The 14,289-nt window shown below is 44.0% G+C and carries 16 protein-coding genes; 13 read left to right on the top strand and 3 right to left on the bottom strand.

The window, feature by feature from the left end:
- Nucleotides 1-4 precede the first annotated feature (4 nt).
- Both MHB67_RS17370 and MHB67_RS17365 read left to right on the top strand, forming a co-directional pair.
- Nucleotides 5-1,312 (top strand): purine/pyrimidine permease, encoded by a 1,308-nt coding sequence (locus MHB67_RS17370; protein ID WP_024423815.1) that lies wholly within the window; start codon nt 5-7, stop codon nt 1,310-1,312.
- Between the two features lie 70 nt (nt 1,313-1,382).
- Nucleotides 1,383-1,754 (top strand): DUF423 domain-containing protein, encoded by a 372-nt coding sequence (locus MHB67_RS17365; protein ID WP_003215282.1) that lies wholly within the window; start codon nt 1,383-1,385, stop codon nt 1,752-1,754.
- A 41-nt stretch (nt 1,755-1,795) separates the two neighbouring features.
- Here the strand turns inward: MHB67_RS17365 and MHB67_RS17360 are convergent, their stop codons facing one another.
- From MHB67_RS17360 to MHB67_RS17350, 3 genes are all read right to left on the bottom strand, one after another.
- Nucleotides 1,796-2,413 (bottom strand): cupin domain-containing protein, encoded by a 618-nt coding sequence (locus MHB67_RS17360; RefSeq protein ID WP_024423814.1) that lies wholly within the window; start codon nt 2,411-2,413, stop codon nt 1,796-1,798.
- A gap of 129 nt (nt 2,414-2,542) precedes the next feature.
- On the bottom strand, nt 2,543-3,073 hold the full coding sequence (gene gerQ / locus MHB67_RS17355) for a spore coat protein GerQ (RefSeq protein ID WP_044331032.1): 531 nt from the start codon (nt 3,071-3,073) through the stop codon (nt 2,543-2,545).
- A 193-nt stretch (nt 3,074-3,266) separates the two neighbouring features.
- Entirely contained in the window at nt 3,267-3,932 is a 666-nt protein-coding gene (locus MHB67_RS17350; protein ID WP_235356854.1) for a YIP1 family protein, read from the bottom strand.
- Nucleotides 3,933-4,116: 184 nt separating this feature from the next.
- Here MHB67_RS17350 and MHB67_RS17345 point away from each other — a divergent pair, with 184 nt between their 5' ends.
- From MHB67_RS17345 to MHB67_RS17295, 11 genes are read left to right on the top strand one after another with little or no spacing between them, the layout of a single operon-like run.
- Nucleotides 4,117-4,887: a glycosyltransferase family 2 protein gene (locus MHB67_RS17345; RefSeq protein ID WP_024423812.1), complete on the top strand. Its 771-nt coding sequence runs from the start codon at nt 4,117-4,119 to the stop codon at nt 4,885-4,887.
- Nucleotides 4,888-4,893: 6 nt separating this feature from the next.
- Complete coding sequence (locus tag MHB67_RS17340; RefSeq protein WP_342492671.1) at nt 4,894-6,306, top strand: CDP-glycerol glycerophosphotransferase family protein; 1,413 nt, start codon at nt 4,894-4,896, stop codon at nt 6,304-6,306.
- A gap of 21 nt (nt 6,307-6,327) precedes the next feature.
- On the top strand, nt 6,328-7,506 hold the full coding sequence (locus MHB67_RS17335; protein WP_151862799.1) for a DegT/DnrJ/EryC1/StrS family aminotransferase: 1,179 nt from the start codon (nt 6,328-6,330) through the stop codon (nt 7,504-7,506).
- Nucleotides 7,503-8,378, top strand: coding sequence for a GNAT family N-acetyltransferase (locus tag MHB67_RS17330; protein WP_151862800.1), 876 nt, complete (start codon nt 7,503-7,505; stop codon nt 8,376-8,378). The genes MHB67_RS17335 and MHB67_RS17330 overlap by 4 nt, the downstream gene beginning before the upstream one ends.
- Before the next feature lies 1 nt (nt 8,379).
- Nucleotides 8,380-9,504: an N-acetylneuraminate synthase family protein gene (locus MHB67_RS17325; protein WP_151862801.1), complete on the top strand. Its 1,125-nt coding sequence runs from the start codon at nt 8,380-8,382 to the stop codon at nt 9,502-9,504.
- Nucleotides 9,494-10,234 (top strand): glycosyltransferase family protein, encoded by a 741-nt coding sequence (locus MHB67_RS17320; RefSeq protein ID WP_029707507.1) that lies wholly within the window; start codon nt 9,494-9,496, stop codon nt 10,232-10,234. Before MHB67_RS17325 ends, MHB67_RS17320 begins: the two co-directional genes overlap by 11 nt.
- On the top strand, nt 10,231-11,259 hold the full coding sequence (locus MHB67_RS17315; protein ID WP_342492670.1) for a glycosyltransferase: 1,029 nt from the start codon (nt 10,231-10,233) through the stop codon (nt 11,257-11,259). The genes MHB67_RS17320 and MHB67_RS17315 overlap by 4 nt, the downstream gene beginning before the upstream one ends.
- Before the next feature lie 2 nt (nt 11,260-11,261).
- On the top strand, nt 11,262-12,002 hold the full coding sequence (locus MHB67_RS17310) for a sugar phosphate nucleotidyltransferase (RefSeq protein WP_125585818.1): 741 nt from the start codon (nt 11,262-11,264) through the stop codon (nt 12,000-12,002).
- A complete protein-coding gene (gene rfbB / locus MHB67_RS17305) occupies nt 11,999-12,964 on the top strand; it encodes a dTDP-glucose 4,6-dehydratase (RefSeq protein ID WP_024426396.1) in 966 nt (321 codons plus the stop codon). Before MHB67_RS17310 ends, rfbB begins: the two co-directional genes overlap by 4 nt.
- A gap of 3 nt (nt 12,965-12,967) precedes the next feature.
- Nucleotides 12,968-13,822: a dTDP-4-dehydrorhamnose reductase gene (gene rfbD, locus MHB67_RS17300; RefSeq protein ID WP_149126167.1), complete on the top strand. Its 855-nt coding sequence runs from the start codon at nt 12,968-12,970 to the stop codon at nt 13,820-13,822.
- Nucleotides 13,815-14,270 carry a dTDP-4-dehydrorhamnose 3,5-epimerase family protein gene (locus MHB67_RS17295; RefSeq protein ID WP_024423802.1) on the top strand — a complete coding sequence of 152 codons (456 nt, stop codon included), beginning with the start codon at nt 13,815-13,817 and terminating at the stop codon, nt 14,268-14,270. The genes rfbD and MHB67_RS17295 overlap by 8 nt, the downstream gene beginning before the upstream one ends.
- Nucleotides 14,271-14,289: the final 19 nt, after the last annotated feature.

Genomic DNA, 14,289 nt, shown 5'->3' with positions numbered 1-14,289 from the left:
CGGTTTGAAACTATTTTTGGGCGCCATTCAGTGGATGGCATTTTTTATCGCAGCTTCTATTGCCGTACCAATTGCGATTGCACAAGCATTTGAATTGAATCAAGTGCAATCGGCGGAGCTAATTCAAAGTACTTTCTTTTCACTTGGTCTTGTGGCAATGGTGCAGTGTTTATGCGGCCATATGCTGCCGATTAATGAAAGTCCAGCAGGGCTTTGGTGGGGTGTGTATACCCTTTATGCCGGCATGACAGGTACAATCTTTGCGACGTATCCTGAAACCCTGCAAGCATTACAAGGGGCTTTAATTTTTAGTGCTGTTTTCTTTTTTATTTTTAGTCTATTTAAAATCATCAATTGGCTCGCGTCTTTATTTACGCCAGTCGTCACAGGCATTTACCTGCTGCTGCTTGTTGTGCAGCTAAGTCAGCCAATTATGAAAGGGCTGATGGGCATCGGTTATCGGGGAAATCAAGTAGACGGGCTTGTCTTTTGCTTATCGATCTTGATTATTATCCTCACCTTCATGATCAGCCGCTCAAAATGGCATTATTTAAGACAGTTTTCTGTGTTATTCGCACTTGCAGGCGGATGGCTGTTATTCGCTCTACTCGGATTGGCGAAGCCGGTTCGAATTCCAGAACAAATCATCGAGTTTCCGAAGCTGTTTCCATTCGGTATGCCGGTCTTTGACAGTGGATTGCTTGTCACGTCCTTTTTTATAACGATTTTACTCATTGTGAACATGCTGGCAAGTATTCGAATTGTGGAAAGCTCAGTGAAGGCATTTGGTGATCTGCGTGAGCGGAAAAGAGCACGTCCTGCTGGTTTTGTCGCTGCATTTGGTCATTTATTAAGCGGGCTGATCGGGGCGATTGCGCCTGTACCTATTTCGGGGGCAGCCGGATTTATCCAGACAACCAAAATTCCTTCGAGAAAGCCTTTTTTCATAGGAAGTCTGCTTGTTGTTCTCATTAGTTTGTTTCCCCTGCTCATGAGCTTTTTCTCTGCATTGCCATCACCTGTGGGGCTTGCTGTAAACTTTGTGGTCTTCTCTTCTATGATTGGGATTGCGATGTCGGAGTTTGATCAGTATGAGAAAGAAGAAATTCCGCGCATTCGCTTTGTTCTTGGTATTGCTGTTTTAGCAGGCGTAGGGGCGATGTTTGTGCCTCAGGGGGCCTTGAAAGGGATGCATCCTGTGCTCATTTCATTATTAAGCAACGGTCTTGTTCTAGGCACACTCATTGCGATCGTGGTCGACCAAGTCTTGTTACGAAAGAAAAAGAAATCCGACAATCTCGTGTCAACGTAAAGGGAAAGTTGAATGTCGCCCTTCACCCGCGCTATGATAAATATAATTGACGAGATAAGGAGAATGACGAATGAAACTATTTTTCATTTTAGGTGCCATTAACGCCATGCTTGCTGTTGGACTTGGAGCCTTCGGTGCGCACGGTCTAGAAGGGAAAATCCCTGAAAAATATATAGAAATATGGAATAAAGGTGTTCAATATCAGATGTTCCATGCGATAGGACTATTTATTGTCGCCTTTCTTGCAGATAAGCTATCAGGTGTTTCCCTAGTTCCAACCGCTGGCTGGGTGATGCTTGCAGGCATCCTTTTCTTCTCAGGAAGCCTTTATGTGCTGGCATTGACGCAGGTGAAGATTCTAGGTGCCATTACTCCTATTGGGGGAGTAGCATTTATCGCCTCTTGGATCATGCTTGTCATTGCAGCAGCAAAAAATTTATAAGCCAATAAACCGATGCTCTCATAGGGGCATCGGTTTTTTTCTTAACTCCAGTAAGGGGTATAGTTGGGCGGTGCTTGATAATATGGGACGTAGTGAGATGGAGGGACAGGATGCGTTTGAGACTCTTCCTCCCGGTGGCAAAATGGTCCGATAAACACACTTGGTTTCACAGGCTTTATCGCCTGCTTCCACTGTGTTTCGTTCATGCAATAAGTATGGGCCATGATGTGAGAAGGGGTGAGGGTGAGAAGGTCTGAGCCTAGGATCACTTCAGGTGTAGATGCGTTAAAAATAGCTAACAAATGAGTTCTGTCTTGGAGAGCGACTTCATAGTGCCACCAGCCTTGAGGCACGTTTGCCACCTGTCCAGGTGTGATGGTGTAGGTGTGCAGTTTTTTTGTAAATGGATTCAGCATCGATACGGCAGCAGAACCGGCTATACAATAAACAAGCTCTGCGGCATTTTGATGATAATGAGGCTCTACGACTTTGCTTTTACTCAAATATATATCCAGCAGGGACACTTGATCCAACGAGTTTAATTGTTTTTTTCCTAACACATTAATCAGGTTATGCTGATCGAATTTCACAAGGGGGCTTTGATTCAGATCGTATGAAAATTTGACATTTGGTGATGTATAATCCAGCTCAACAGTCATTGATGTCACCTCTAGGCTTTTGATAAAAACTACTAGGCATTTTATGAGCAGCGCCCTAGAGGTGTGACAAAAACCTAGACAAAAGAAAAAAGCAAGGGCACCTGAGCCTTGCTTTTGCCATGCTTGACGTTATCTCGGAGAATATGTTGACATCGAATAAGGATAATCATATTGAATTTCTCCATCAAACGTAATGTAATCAAGATAGATTGTTAATAGTAAGTATCGTGTTCCTGTCTTATTATCACTAATGATAATGTGGTCACGCCCTGCAGCTTCTATGACGCCTCTAAAAATCTTCGAATTCCATTCCTTACTCGCCTCAAACGTCATATAAATCGTAGCTACCTTGCCGCGGTTCAATCGTAAAATATTTTCAATATAGGACTGCTCAATAGGCAGCTGCCCGGTGACATTCTGCTGATAAACCGGTCCAGAAGGAATTTGATAGGGCTGACCACCGCCCTGCGTTCCTTGGCCTCCTTGTGAAGTACCGGTAGACGGCATTGGTGAAAACCCCTGCTGCATTTGACCCTGCGTTTGGGGAGGGACTGAATAACCCATCTGCTGCGCAGGATACGGATTTGCTCCAAATTGTTGCTGGCGAAAATCTTGACCTTCGAAACCCGAACCTTGCCCAAATTGATTTTTCAATTTCATAACGTTCCTCCTCTTTCCTCATGGTGTTCTAAACAGAAGGCGCTAAAGCACCTGTTGTTTCCATAGCATTCTTTCTCTCTTTCACACTATGAGACAGGAGGGGAGAATATGTACATTGAACGAAAAAAAGGAACTGCTATGCAATTCCTCAGCGTGAAGACAATCCCTCGTATTCTATCGGTACTCGTCCTGTTTACATGATCCAGTTTATAGCGTGCTGAATATCAAATAAAAGTGTCATGATGAGAAAAAACGCGGCGAGCGGTGTAATCACAATGATGAAGGCTTGCCATAATCTGAGCTTCATCACAGCGACAATGCCTAAAACAGCCATTCCCAATATCCACGTCTTAGCATATGCTTCCGTAAGAGGTAAAAGATCGAGATAATACCATACTTCATAATGCTGATCTAAATATGGTGAGATTTTAACAAACGTATACGGACCTAGCATCCCAACAGTGAAAATCCAAGTAAGTGAAAATAAAGCAGAAGGGAAAAAGACCGTCAGTGTGCAGGCGTTGAGTATATCTCGATACGCCGTTTGACAGCCGAAAAAGAGACGTCCTAACCACTTGATGATGAGGATACCGAAAAATAGAATCATATTGCCTGCCAAAATACCATATCCCGCTCCTTGTAACAGAATAAAAGGGAATGGAATATGATTGCCCATATACTCGCTAAAATACCCTTCGTAGATCCAGCCCGTACCGGCGATACTTGCAAGGAGCATCATCAGCCAAATGGGAATATTGGAATGTTGATATGAGCGAATAATCGTTTTTGTCGCGACGAAAATTTTAAAAAATCGAAAAAATCCTTTTACTTCCTCTTCTTGGGAGTGATCATTCTTCATAGCTTCCAATGTTCTTTACTCCTTTAATACACACAAATGATTACTTATATTACCAAAAAGTTCGCATTTTTCAAAGATAGATCAATAAAAAAATACAATTTTATCAAAAATAGGTCACTCTACAGTCTCTTTAAGAGGAGACACATATGATAAACATAGTTTGAAAGAGACCGAGGTGAAAACTTTGACAAAAGTAACTGTCATTATGACGAGCTACAACAAGGCGGCTTACGTCGGCAGATCGATTGAAGCGGTCCTGCAGCAGACGCTGTCAGACTTTGAACTTTTTATCATGGATGATGGATCAAACGAAAAAACCCTTGCTGCTATTGAACCGTTTCGCAAAGATCCGCGCGTTCATTTTATCCAAAGCGGTGTCAAAACGCTGGAAGAGAGAACAGCGAAAACTCGCTACGCCGTGCTGATTAATCAAGCATTAGAACTGGCAAAAGGGGAGTATATTTCCTATGCCACAGATGACAATGTCTACGCCCCGGACCGTTTAGAGAAGCTCACTCATTATCTAGATGCCCATCCAGGTAAAGATATTGTCTATTCTAGTTCTAAAGTGATCTATTTAAATAGCAAAAAAGAGCCAGTGAAGGAAACGATTCGGCCGGCGCAAACAGTGCAATGGAATGCCCCCTGCGCCATAGATCATTGCTCGGTCGTGCATCGTACATCCATTTTATCAAAAATTCATGAGGAATTTGGGTCTTACTGGGACGAGAGTCCGCATTTTTATCGAATAGGGGATGCCCGTTTCTTTTTCCGCTTAAATCATTTTTATCCGTTCTATCCCTTTGATGAAATATTAGATACAAATTACATTACAGAACAGTCCATTCATTATCAGCTGGCAGAAGAAGAGAAAAGTGCCTTTATTCAAGCACTTCCCGAGCAGTCCACCTGCTGGGAGCTTCGCAGTATATTAAAACAAAGACATGGGAGGTGACCTGAAGTGTCGCACTATATTCATCATTATTGGCAGGTGTACTTTGAGTATGTGAATCTGATGAAGGATTTGTCCTACAAGCAAATTCCTCTTGGGTTGATCAGTAATTTTTATCAATATATCAGTCCTGAAGTGAGGGAACGCATGGAAGAAGAGGCATTCGGTCAAGAACTGACAACCGCTTGTCCATTACCGGAAGAGATTCAGCCATTTTTTGATCAGCATAAACAGCAGATCAAGCGTATTGCTTATCGTCCGGCGAATGGAAAGGTATTGCTTCACTTTGAACACCTGCGTTTTACGGAACAAAATTACACGCGGTTCCATCCAAACCAAACGGTGGTGCTCGCTCGCTGGAAGAAGGCGGATTATTTCGGTTTACCCGTGATCAGTAAGCCGGAATTAGCCGGAGAGGTTAATAAAGAAGCCCACGCTGAATATATTGAAAAAGCAAATGCTCTCCTTAAACCTTACGCTCACCACCCTGTCTTTGGCAATGTCTTTTTTAGAGAAAAACTGCGGAAGGACATTGTGCAATTTATTGATGTCATTGACCAGATAGAAATGCTATTTCAAATGCAGCCGATTGCAGCTGTTATTGTTGGAACGACAGAGGATGTCTACAGCCGCGTACTCGCTTTGCAAACAGTGAAACGCCAGCTAACGAGTATCTGTCTTCAACACGGCGCGCTTATGGGAGACGAAGCCTTTTTACCGATTTTTACGACTTGCCATGGGGTGTTTGGAAAGTATGAAAAGGATTGGTATGTAGACAAAGGCTGTCAGCCGGAACAGGTGGAAATCACAGGTCATCCGAGGTTTGATTTGGTGAAGGAGCGAACGCCGCTTCAACAGGATCTCATTTTTCGTAAATTGAATTTCAGTCCGGCTAAAAAGACCGTGCTTGTGGCAACGCAGCCATTTTCTGAAGCCTTTTATGGCGATGTTCTTAAAACGATCGCCAAACGGAAAGACATTCAGCTGATCATGAAGCCGCATCCTTGGGAAATTGCTCGAAATCGATTAAATGACTATGTGTCTATTGAACGAGCGGGAAATCATGTGAAATTGATTAAAAAAGAAATTGATCTGTATGACCTGCTGCCATATGTGGATATCGTGATTACGCTCACATCCACAGTTGGTCTTGAAGCGATGCTTTTTGAAAAGAGTGTGCTGATCGGGAAAATGACAGAAGGCAGAAGATACCCATATTACGAGTCGCTTGGCAGCTATCATATGGAAAACCCTGTTGAACTAGCTGAGAAAGCCATTCGTATTTTGTCGGATGAACAAGAGATGAAACTGGCAAAGCAGCAAGGAGCACAGTTCATTAAACAACATTATCCGCATGCGCGATCTATCGATGTTCTGCTTTCTCTGCTCAAAACAAAAACTGGTGTGGATTTTCAGAGATGAAGATAGGGGTGTGCAAGCGATATGGGAAAAAAGAGAGCACAATTTCTTCCTTATGCTCTGCCTTTCATTGAGCAGGAGGAAATTGATGAAGTCATTGGAACATTAAAGTCCGGCTGGCTGTCAACTGGACCAAAAGTAAGACAGTTTGAAGAAGAATTTCAGCAGCTGACAGGTGCAAAACATGCGATCGCTGTCAATTCATGTACGGCTGCTTTATTTTTAGCCTTAAAGGCAAGAGGGATTGGGGCTGGGGATGAGGTGATTACAACCCCTCTGACATTCTGCGCTACAGCTAATACGATTATCCATACGGGGGCAGCGCCTGTATTTGTCGATATTGATCCAGCGACCCTCAACATAGATGCAGAGAAAATAGAAGCGGCCATTACACCACATACAAAAGCGATTGTTCCTGTTCACTTTGCCGGTCAATCGTGCGATATGGACCGAATTTTAGCGATTGCCAAAAAGTATGATCTATTTGTACTTGAAGATGCTGCCCACGCTCTTTACACAACGTACCACGGTCAGCCCGTTGGATCCATTGGTGATGCGACTGCTTTTAGCTTTTATGCAACGAAAAACCTAGCGACTGGTGAAGGCGGCATGCTGACAACAAATGATGATGCGCTTGCTGCTCGGATTAGAAGACTAGCGCTCCATGGGATGAGCAAGGGAGCGTGGAATCGTTATGGAGAAAAAGGAACGTGGTATTACGAGGTCGAGGAACCAGGCTATAAAATGAACATGTTTGACGTGCAGGCATCGTTAGGACTTGTTCAGCTAAACCGTCTGGATGACATGCAGGCACGGAGAGAACAGATTGCAAAAGCATACAATCAGGCTTTCCAAAAAGAAGCGGGTCTGATCCTGCCGCCTGTGCATCAAGAAGGAAGACATGCATGGCATTTGTATGTACTGCAAGTGAATCCAAAAGAAGCATTCATCACGCGGGATGAACTGATTGATCAGCTGCAAAAGGAATATAAAATCGGCACGAGTGTTCACTTTATCCCTGTTCACTTGCATCCATACTATCAGGAAACATATCACTATTCACCAGAGGATTTCCCTGAGTCACTCGCATACTACAAGCAGACGCTCTCACTGCCGCTCTATCCAAGTATGACAGATGAAGATGTGCAGGATGTTATCACAGCGGTGTTGTCTATTTTAAAAGAACAGAGGGCATCATCATGAAGGTCGTTCATTCTGTAGATGATCAGGTGCTTGCTACTTGGCTGGAGAAATACGGTCAACAAGCGGAACAAATGAACGGCTTCAAGCAGTTTGCTCTTGTTAATGGCGCCCAGCTCAAAGCAGTCCTGTTATATGAATGGTCTAAATGGGAAAGTGGCATTTTTGATCAGCATATTTTTCATGTGAAGTTTGTAGAAGCGGAGTCAGCGTCTGCTTTTCAAGAATTGATGGAGCGTTTCATCAATTGGATGAGAACTGAAAAATGCGATTTTTTCTTTTTACGTCTTGAAGCGTCTGATCTTGTAAAAAACCGCATCGTTCAAAGACTGTCACATGTGTACTATGTGGGAGGTCTCACTCGTCTTGAGGCGCCGCCTGTTCAAATGGAAATGCCATCAACAGGTGAAGATGTGGTTATCAGTCTGCCAGATGAAAAGGAATACGATGAGGCTGTGTCACTTGCTCATCAGGCATTTGTGAAAAGCCGGTACGCACTTGATCCTTTTTTAGATCAGAATGTCGTCCAGCATTTCTTTCAGGAATGGATGAGAAACAATTTACTCGGACGTGCAGATATCAATCTCGCGGCAAAGGTAAACGATGAAGTCATTGGTTTGATTCAAGGGGTAACAAAGGGCGATGAACTAGTGCTTGATTTATTGTCCATTAGACCGGATGCACAAGGAAAAGGGATCGGAAAAAAGCTCGTGATGGCGATAATAAAAGCCTCTTATGAGAGAGGGCATCGGTTTATGTCTGCCGGAACTCAGATGCATAACACAACCGCAATTCAGCTGTACGAAAAGCTAGGCTTTAGAACAAAAAATGCCTTCTTGTATTACCATGTGTGGCCGAAAAAAGGAGAGAGGTAAGATGGCGCATTTCTATATCGGAGATCGCAAAGTAGGGGATGGTGCGCCTGTCTTTATCATTGCAGAGGCAGGCATTAACCATGATGGAAAGCTGGATCAGGCGCTTGCTTTAATTGATGTGGCTAAAGAAGCAGGTGCCGATGCGGTGAAGTTTCAAATGTTTCAAGCTGATCGGATGTATCAAAAGGAACCGGGTTTGTACGAAACAGCCAAGGGGGAAGAGGTGTCTATTTTTTCTTTAGTGGAACAAATGGAGCTGCCGCCAGAATGGCTCCCGGTGTTATTGTCACGTTGCGCGGAAAAAGGGCTGATATTTTTAAGCACAGTGTGTGACGAAGAATCTGCGAATCTATTGAATCAAACCGATCCGCCGGCTTTCAAGCTGGCATCCTATGAAATCAATCATCTGCCTCTTATGCGTCACACGGCATCTTTTCAAAAGCCCATCATTTTCTCAACAGCTGGGGCAACCATTTCAGATGTCCATGAAGCATATGAGGCGATTACAAGCGCTCAAAATCAACAGGTTGCTATCATGCATTGCGTAGCAAAGTATCCAGCACCTAGAGCTTACACGAATCTGCGCGTGCTTCAAACTTTAGCTGCGGCATTTCCCGACGCAGTCATTGGCTTTTCTGATCATAGTGAGCATCCAACTGAAGCGCCTGTAGCTGCTGTGAAGCTTGGGGCAGCAATCATTGAAAAGCATTTTACAGTCGATAAAACGTTACCTGGGGCTGATCATTCCTTTGCGCTTGATCCTGAAGAATTGAAGGAAATGGTTCAGCATATTCGAGCGGCAGAAAAGCAGCGGAATCAAACAGAAGCTGACACTCATTCAGTGCCAGAGGAGCTACTTGGCAGTTCTTATAAAACGACAACAGCCATTGAAGGCAAGATTCGTGAATTTGCGTATCGAGGCATTTTTACGACAAAAGGCATTGCGAAAGGCGAGACATTGACCGCAGAAAATCTAGCCGTGTTACGTCCAGGACAAAAAAGCCAAGGTCTGCATCCAAGGTATATGGCGGTTTTACTTGGCGCAAAGGCTGTCAGAGATATCCCAGCCCATACAGGGGTTTCGTGGAAAGATGTACTCATGAAGGAGACGCCAAATGATCAATGATGTCCTTTTTGTCATACAGGCGAGAATGGGCTCAACAAGGCTGCCAAAAAAGGTAATGAAACCGATCGGCGGTATGGCGCTGATCGACCTGATTGTTGAACGAGTAAAGCAATCAGATCATTACAATCACAAAACGCAGAATCTCATGATCGCCACAACAGTTGAGGCAGAAGATGATCTGCTGGCTCATTATTGTCTCTCCAAGGGCTATAAAGTATTTCGTGGCAGTGAGACGGATGTACTGCAGCGATTTGCGCAGATTGTCCGTCATTTTGAACCGCAAACCATTGTGCGTTTAACAGGAGATAACCCATTTATAGATCCAGTCCTTTTGTCGAAAATGCTTGAAAAACATAGACAAGAGAAGGCTGATTACACGTATACGGCTGGAACGCCACTGGGTATTTCCGGGGAAATGATCGACGCACAGATTTTAAGTGAAATCGACAATTTTCCCCTTACGCAGCCAGAGCGTGAGCATGTCACGCTCTATATCAGAAAGCATCCTGAGCAATTTCACCTGCAATTATTCACACCGCCCAAAGAACTTGCATATCCTGCTTATCGATTCACGATTGATACAGAAGAAGATTATGTGTTTGCGACCCGTTTACTAGAGAAAGCTGGCGGTTCCATTGCTGTGCCTACGGCTGAACTCATCACCATTTGCGAACAAGACCCTGATATTGTTCGGTTGAATCAATTTGTGAAACAGAAGGATGCTGAATGAACAAGAAAATCATGATTGTTGTGTACGGTGGGTTTTTAAGAGGGATGGGGCATGTCTTCAGAATGAAACGGCTGGCAAATCAACTGCTTCAAGAAGGAAACGACATATCTTTCTATACAAATGAACAGATCTGTTTAGAGATGCTCTCAGGTCCAGATTGGCACGTTCATTTGGTGCAGGAGTCGAAGGCATTCCTTCAGATGAAGCAGGACATAAAAGAGCTGAACCCAGATCTTCTGCTGATTGATGTACTTGATTGTGACCTCCAATTTCTCCGATTGATCAAAGCGTCCTCCGGCTCTGCAAGGCTGGTTTTATTTGAAGAAATAAGAGCAGAAGCCTGTCAGCTTGCCGATGCTGTCGTGAACGGCATTTATGGCGGTCTTGACGAAAAGCACATGCAAGTAGATGGGACAGAATATTTTTATGGAACACCTTATTTATTGTTAGATCAAGAGATAAGTCGATTAAAAGACAAATATGAGGTTCGAAAAGAATGCAAAAAGGTGGTCATCAGCCTTGGGGGCAGTGACCCGCGCGGATTGTTATCAAAGGCTGTATCAGCACTCCTCGAAGCAGACCACTTACACATTTTAGCGGTTACAGGAAAAGCCTCCCGCATTGAAGAACAAATAGAGGCTGAGCATATTCAATTCATTCGTCATACAGATCAATTACTTGCACGCCTTTCGGAAGCTGATCTGGCAATAGTGGCTGGCGGGATGACGTTATACGAGGCAGTTTGTATCGGAGTGCCCAGTATTGTCCTTTCACAAGTCGATCACCAAGCAGTGACAGCCGCTCGTTTTGCACAAAAGGGAGCCTGCCGTCATCTTGGATTAGGTGAACTTGTGGATGAAAAAGATATACGATGTGCTGTGGAAAGGCTGTCCGGCAGCTATTTTCTCCGCAGGAGCATCCATCTCAATGGACGGACACTCATCGATGGAAAAGGAACTGAACGAGTGAAAAACATTCTTATACACCTCATGAATCATCACCAAAAAGAACATAAGGATGTGTAGATGTGAAGGGAGTTATTTTAGCAGGAGGAAAGGGATCACGACTGGCGCCTTTAACGAAGATTTTCAATAAACATTTATTGCCGGTTGGTCCATATCCAATGATTTATTGGTCATTGTTCAAATTGAAGGAAGCAGGGATTTTAGATGTGATGGTCATATCACAAGAAGAACAAATCCCGCTGTTTCAAAAGCTGCTTGAAAGCGATCAGGAACTGGGGATGAACATCGTATATCAGGTACAGCCTGAAGCGTCTGGGATATCAGACGGCTTATCCTATGCAAAGCCCTTTGTTAAAGGGGAGAAGTTTGTGCTGATGCTTGGTGATAATGTATTTGAGGATTCGCTAAACCCTTTTGTTGAAGCCTTTCAGCGGCAAGATAGAGGAGCCAAGGTTTTGTTGAAAGAAGTGGCAGATCCAAACCGGTTTGGCATTGCAGAAATTGATGCCACGCGCCAACGGATTTTATCAATAGAAGAAAAGCCGGAGTATCCGCGCTCATCTTACTGCGTCACGGGCATCTATTTTTATGATCAAGAAGTCTTTCAATATATTGAGAGAATCTTGCCGTCAGATCGAGGCGAATTAGAGATTACAGACGTGAACAATCTCTATATCTCAAATAGCCAGCTGACCTATGATATGTTAAAAGGGTGGTGGATTGATGCAGGAACACATGAATCTCTCCACGAAGCATCTGCGAAAATGTTTGAAACGATGAAGAAAAAAGAGGGATCCGAATGACGAAGTCTTATTTAATTACAGGTGGAGCGGGTTTTATCGGACTGAATTTTGTGAAGCTGCTGCTTCAGGATACAAATATCAGGCTCACCGTTTTTGATAAATTAACATATGCCAGTCATCCAGACGAGATGGATGAATTATTAAAGTTGTCTCATTTTCGGTTTATTCAGGGGGATATTACCCTTCAGCATGAGCTGGATCAAGCATTTGACGAAGTCTATGATGCAATCATTCATTTTGCGGCAGAATCGCATGTTGATCGCAGCATTGAATCGGCAGAGCCTTTTATTCAAACAAATGTCCTCGGAACGTATCGTATGCTTGAAGCAGTCTTAAAAGGAAAGGCGAAAAAGCTCATTCATATTTCAACAGATGAAGTATATGGAGATTTGGAGCCAGATGATCCTGCTTTCACAGAACAAACACCACTTTCACCGAATAATCCTTATTCAGCAAGCAAGGCGAGTTCAGACCTGCTTGTGAAATCCTATATCCACACTCACCAATTACCCGCGATGATTACACGATGCAGCAACAATTACGGACCGTATCAGCATGAGGAAAAATTAATACCGACCATTATTAGAAAAGCAGTCAATGGAGAGAAAATCCCGATTTATGGAGACGGCCGGCAAATTCGCGATTGGCTGTATGTAGAGGACCATGCGAGAGCTGTGAAGAAGGTGCTCGAAAACGGCACAGCCGGGCAGGTATACAATATTGGCGGCGGCAATGAGAAAACAAATCTCGATTTAACCAAAACGATTCTATCGCAGCTCGGAATCAGTCATGATCAAATTGCGTTTATTCAAGACCGAAAAGGACATGACAGACGGTATGCCATTGATGCCAGTAAGCTAAAAGGCGAGCTCGGCTGGACGCAGGAGACGTCATTTGAAGAAGGTATCGAAAAAACGATCAATTGGTATCGAACCAAATACGATCAGAGCGAAGAAGGGTGACGGATGAAAGTTTTAATCACCGGTGCAGGCGGCCAATTAGGGAAAGAATTGAGCAGACAGCTCAAAGAAAAAGACATGACCGTCATTGCCTTAACGAGGAACATGCTCAATATCACAGACCAGCAGGCAGTTAGACATGCGATGAGACACTATCAGCCTGATATTGTTGTCAGTGCAGCAGCCTATACATCTGTTGATCAATGTGAAACAGAAACCGAAAAGGCGTATCTTGTGAATGGCATTGGCGCCTACTATACAGCCCTGGAAGCAAAGCGCGCAGGCGCTGATGTGTTACATGTCAGTACAGATTATGTGTTTGACGGGCAGGCGGACACCCCTTACCAAGTCGATGCACAAGCAGATCCTCAAACCATTTATGGAAAGAGTAAAAAGCTTGGTGAGGAATTGATTCAGCTTGTGTCAGACGAAGTGAAAATCATTCGTACCTCGTGGCTCTACGGACATGAGGGGCATAACTTTGTGAATACCATTCTTCGGCTCGCTGAAACGAAGGATCATTTGCGCATTGTGAACGATCAAATAGGGTCTCCTACTTATACAAAGGATGCAGCCGAGGCCTTGATTCATTTGTTTGATCAGAAGGCAGGCGTGTACCATGTCAGTAATCGAGAAAGCTGTTCCTGGTTTGATTTTGCGTCAGAAATTGTGATGAAAAGCGGCCTGTCCGCTACAATTGAGCCGATTTCCACGGAAGAGTACGGCTTCCAAACGCCACGCCCAGCCTATTCTGTCTTAGATCTTCAAGCGATTGAAGCCACAGGCTGGCAGCCGAGGCATTGGAAGGATGCACTTCACGAATATTTGCAGAAAGAAGGGAGATGGCAACAGTATGATTGATGGTGTTCAAACAAAAAAACTCATGAAACATTGTGATGACCGCGGCTTTTTTGCAGAGCTCATTCGAGATGATGAGCCGATGCTGAAACGCTTTGGTCAGGCGTCATGGTCGAAAAGCTTTCCAGGCGTGATCAAAGCTTTTCATTATCATGAAAAACAAGACGACGTTTGGTTCTTCCCGGCAGGTCATGCACAGGTCGTGTTATACGATTTGCGTGAGGACTCTCCCACAAAGGGGCAAACCGATGTGTATTATATGGGGGAAGACAATCCGATGCTGCTTCTCATCCCAAAGGGTGTCGCGCATGGCTACCGTGTACTAGGTGAGACGCCGCTGCAAATTGTGTATTTCACAACAGAATCGTATGACCCGAAAAACCCAGATGAAAAGAGAATCGCCTGGAATGACGAAACGATCGGGTTTAATTGGGAAACGACATTTAAATAGAGAACGGGGGCCTTTCGCA

This window comes from Bacillus sp. FSL H8-0516 (assembly GCF_038635285.1).
Taxonomy (GTDB): domain Bacteria; phylum Bacillota; class Bacilli; order Bacillales; family Bacillaceae; genus Bacillus; species Bacillus safensis.
This window is presented reverse-complemented; position numbering and strand designations above follow the sequence as displayed.

Excerpts from the sequence above, each read along its gene's own strand:
- MHB67_RS17330 (WP_151862800.1), top strand. The coding sequence starts at position 7,503 with ATGAAGGTCGTTCATTCTGTAGATGATCAGGTGCTTGCTACTTGGCTG.
- MHB67_RS17365 (WP_003215282.1), top strand. The coding sequence starts at position 1,383 with ATGAAACTATTTTTCATTTTAGGTGCCATTAACGCCATGCTTGCTGTT.
- rfbB (WP_024426396.1), top strand. The coding sequence starts at position 11,999 with ATGACGAAGTCTTATTTAATTACAGGTGGAGCGGGTTTTATCGGACTG.
- rfbD (WP_149126167.1), top strand. The coding sequence starts at position 12,968 with ATGAAAGTTTTAATCACCGGTGCAGGCGGCCAATTAGGGAAAGAATTG.
- MHB67_RS17360 (WP_024423814.1), bottom strand. The coding sequence starts at position 2,413 with ATGACTGTTGAGCTGGATTATACATCACCAAATGTCAAATTTTCATAC.
- MHB67_RS17320 (WP_029707507.1), top strand. The coding sequence starts at position 9,494 with ATGATCAATGATGTCCTTTTTGTCATACAGGCGAGAATGGGCTCAACA.
- MHB67_RS17295 (WP_024423802.1), top strand. The coding sequence starts at position 13,815 with ATGATTGATGGTGTTCAAACAAAAAAACTCATGAAACATTGTGATGAC.
- gerQ (WP_044331032.1), bottom strand. The coding sequence starts at position 3,073 with ATGAAATTGAAAAATCAATTTGGGCAAGGTTCGGGTTTCGAAGGTCAA.
- MHB67_RS17315 (WP_342492670.1), top strand. The coding sequence starts at position 10,231 with ATGAACAAGAAAATCATGATTGTTGTGTACGGTGGGTTTTTAAGAGGG.
- MHB67_RS17335 (WP_151862799.1), top strand. The coding sequence starts at position 6,328 with ATGGGAAAAAAGAGAGCACAATTTCTTCCTTATGCTCTGCCTTTCATT.
- MHB67_RS17325 (WP_151862801.1), top strand. The coding sequence starts at position 8,380 with ATGGCGCATTTCTATATCGGAGATCGCAAAGTAGGGGATGGTGCGCCT.
- MHB67_RS17350 (WP_235356854.1), bottom strand. The coding sequence starts at position 3,932 with ATGAAGAATGATCACTCCCAAGAAGAGGAAGTAAAAGGATTTTTTCGA.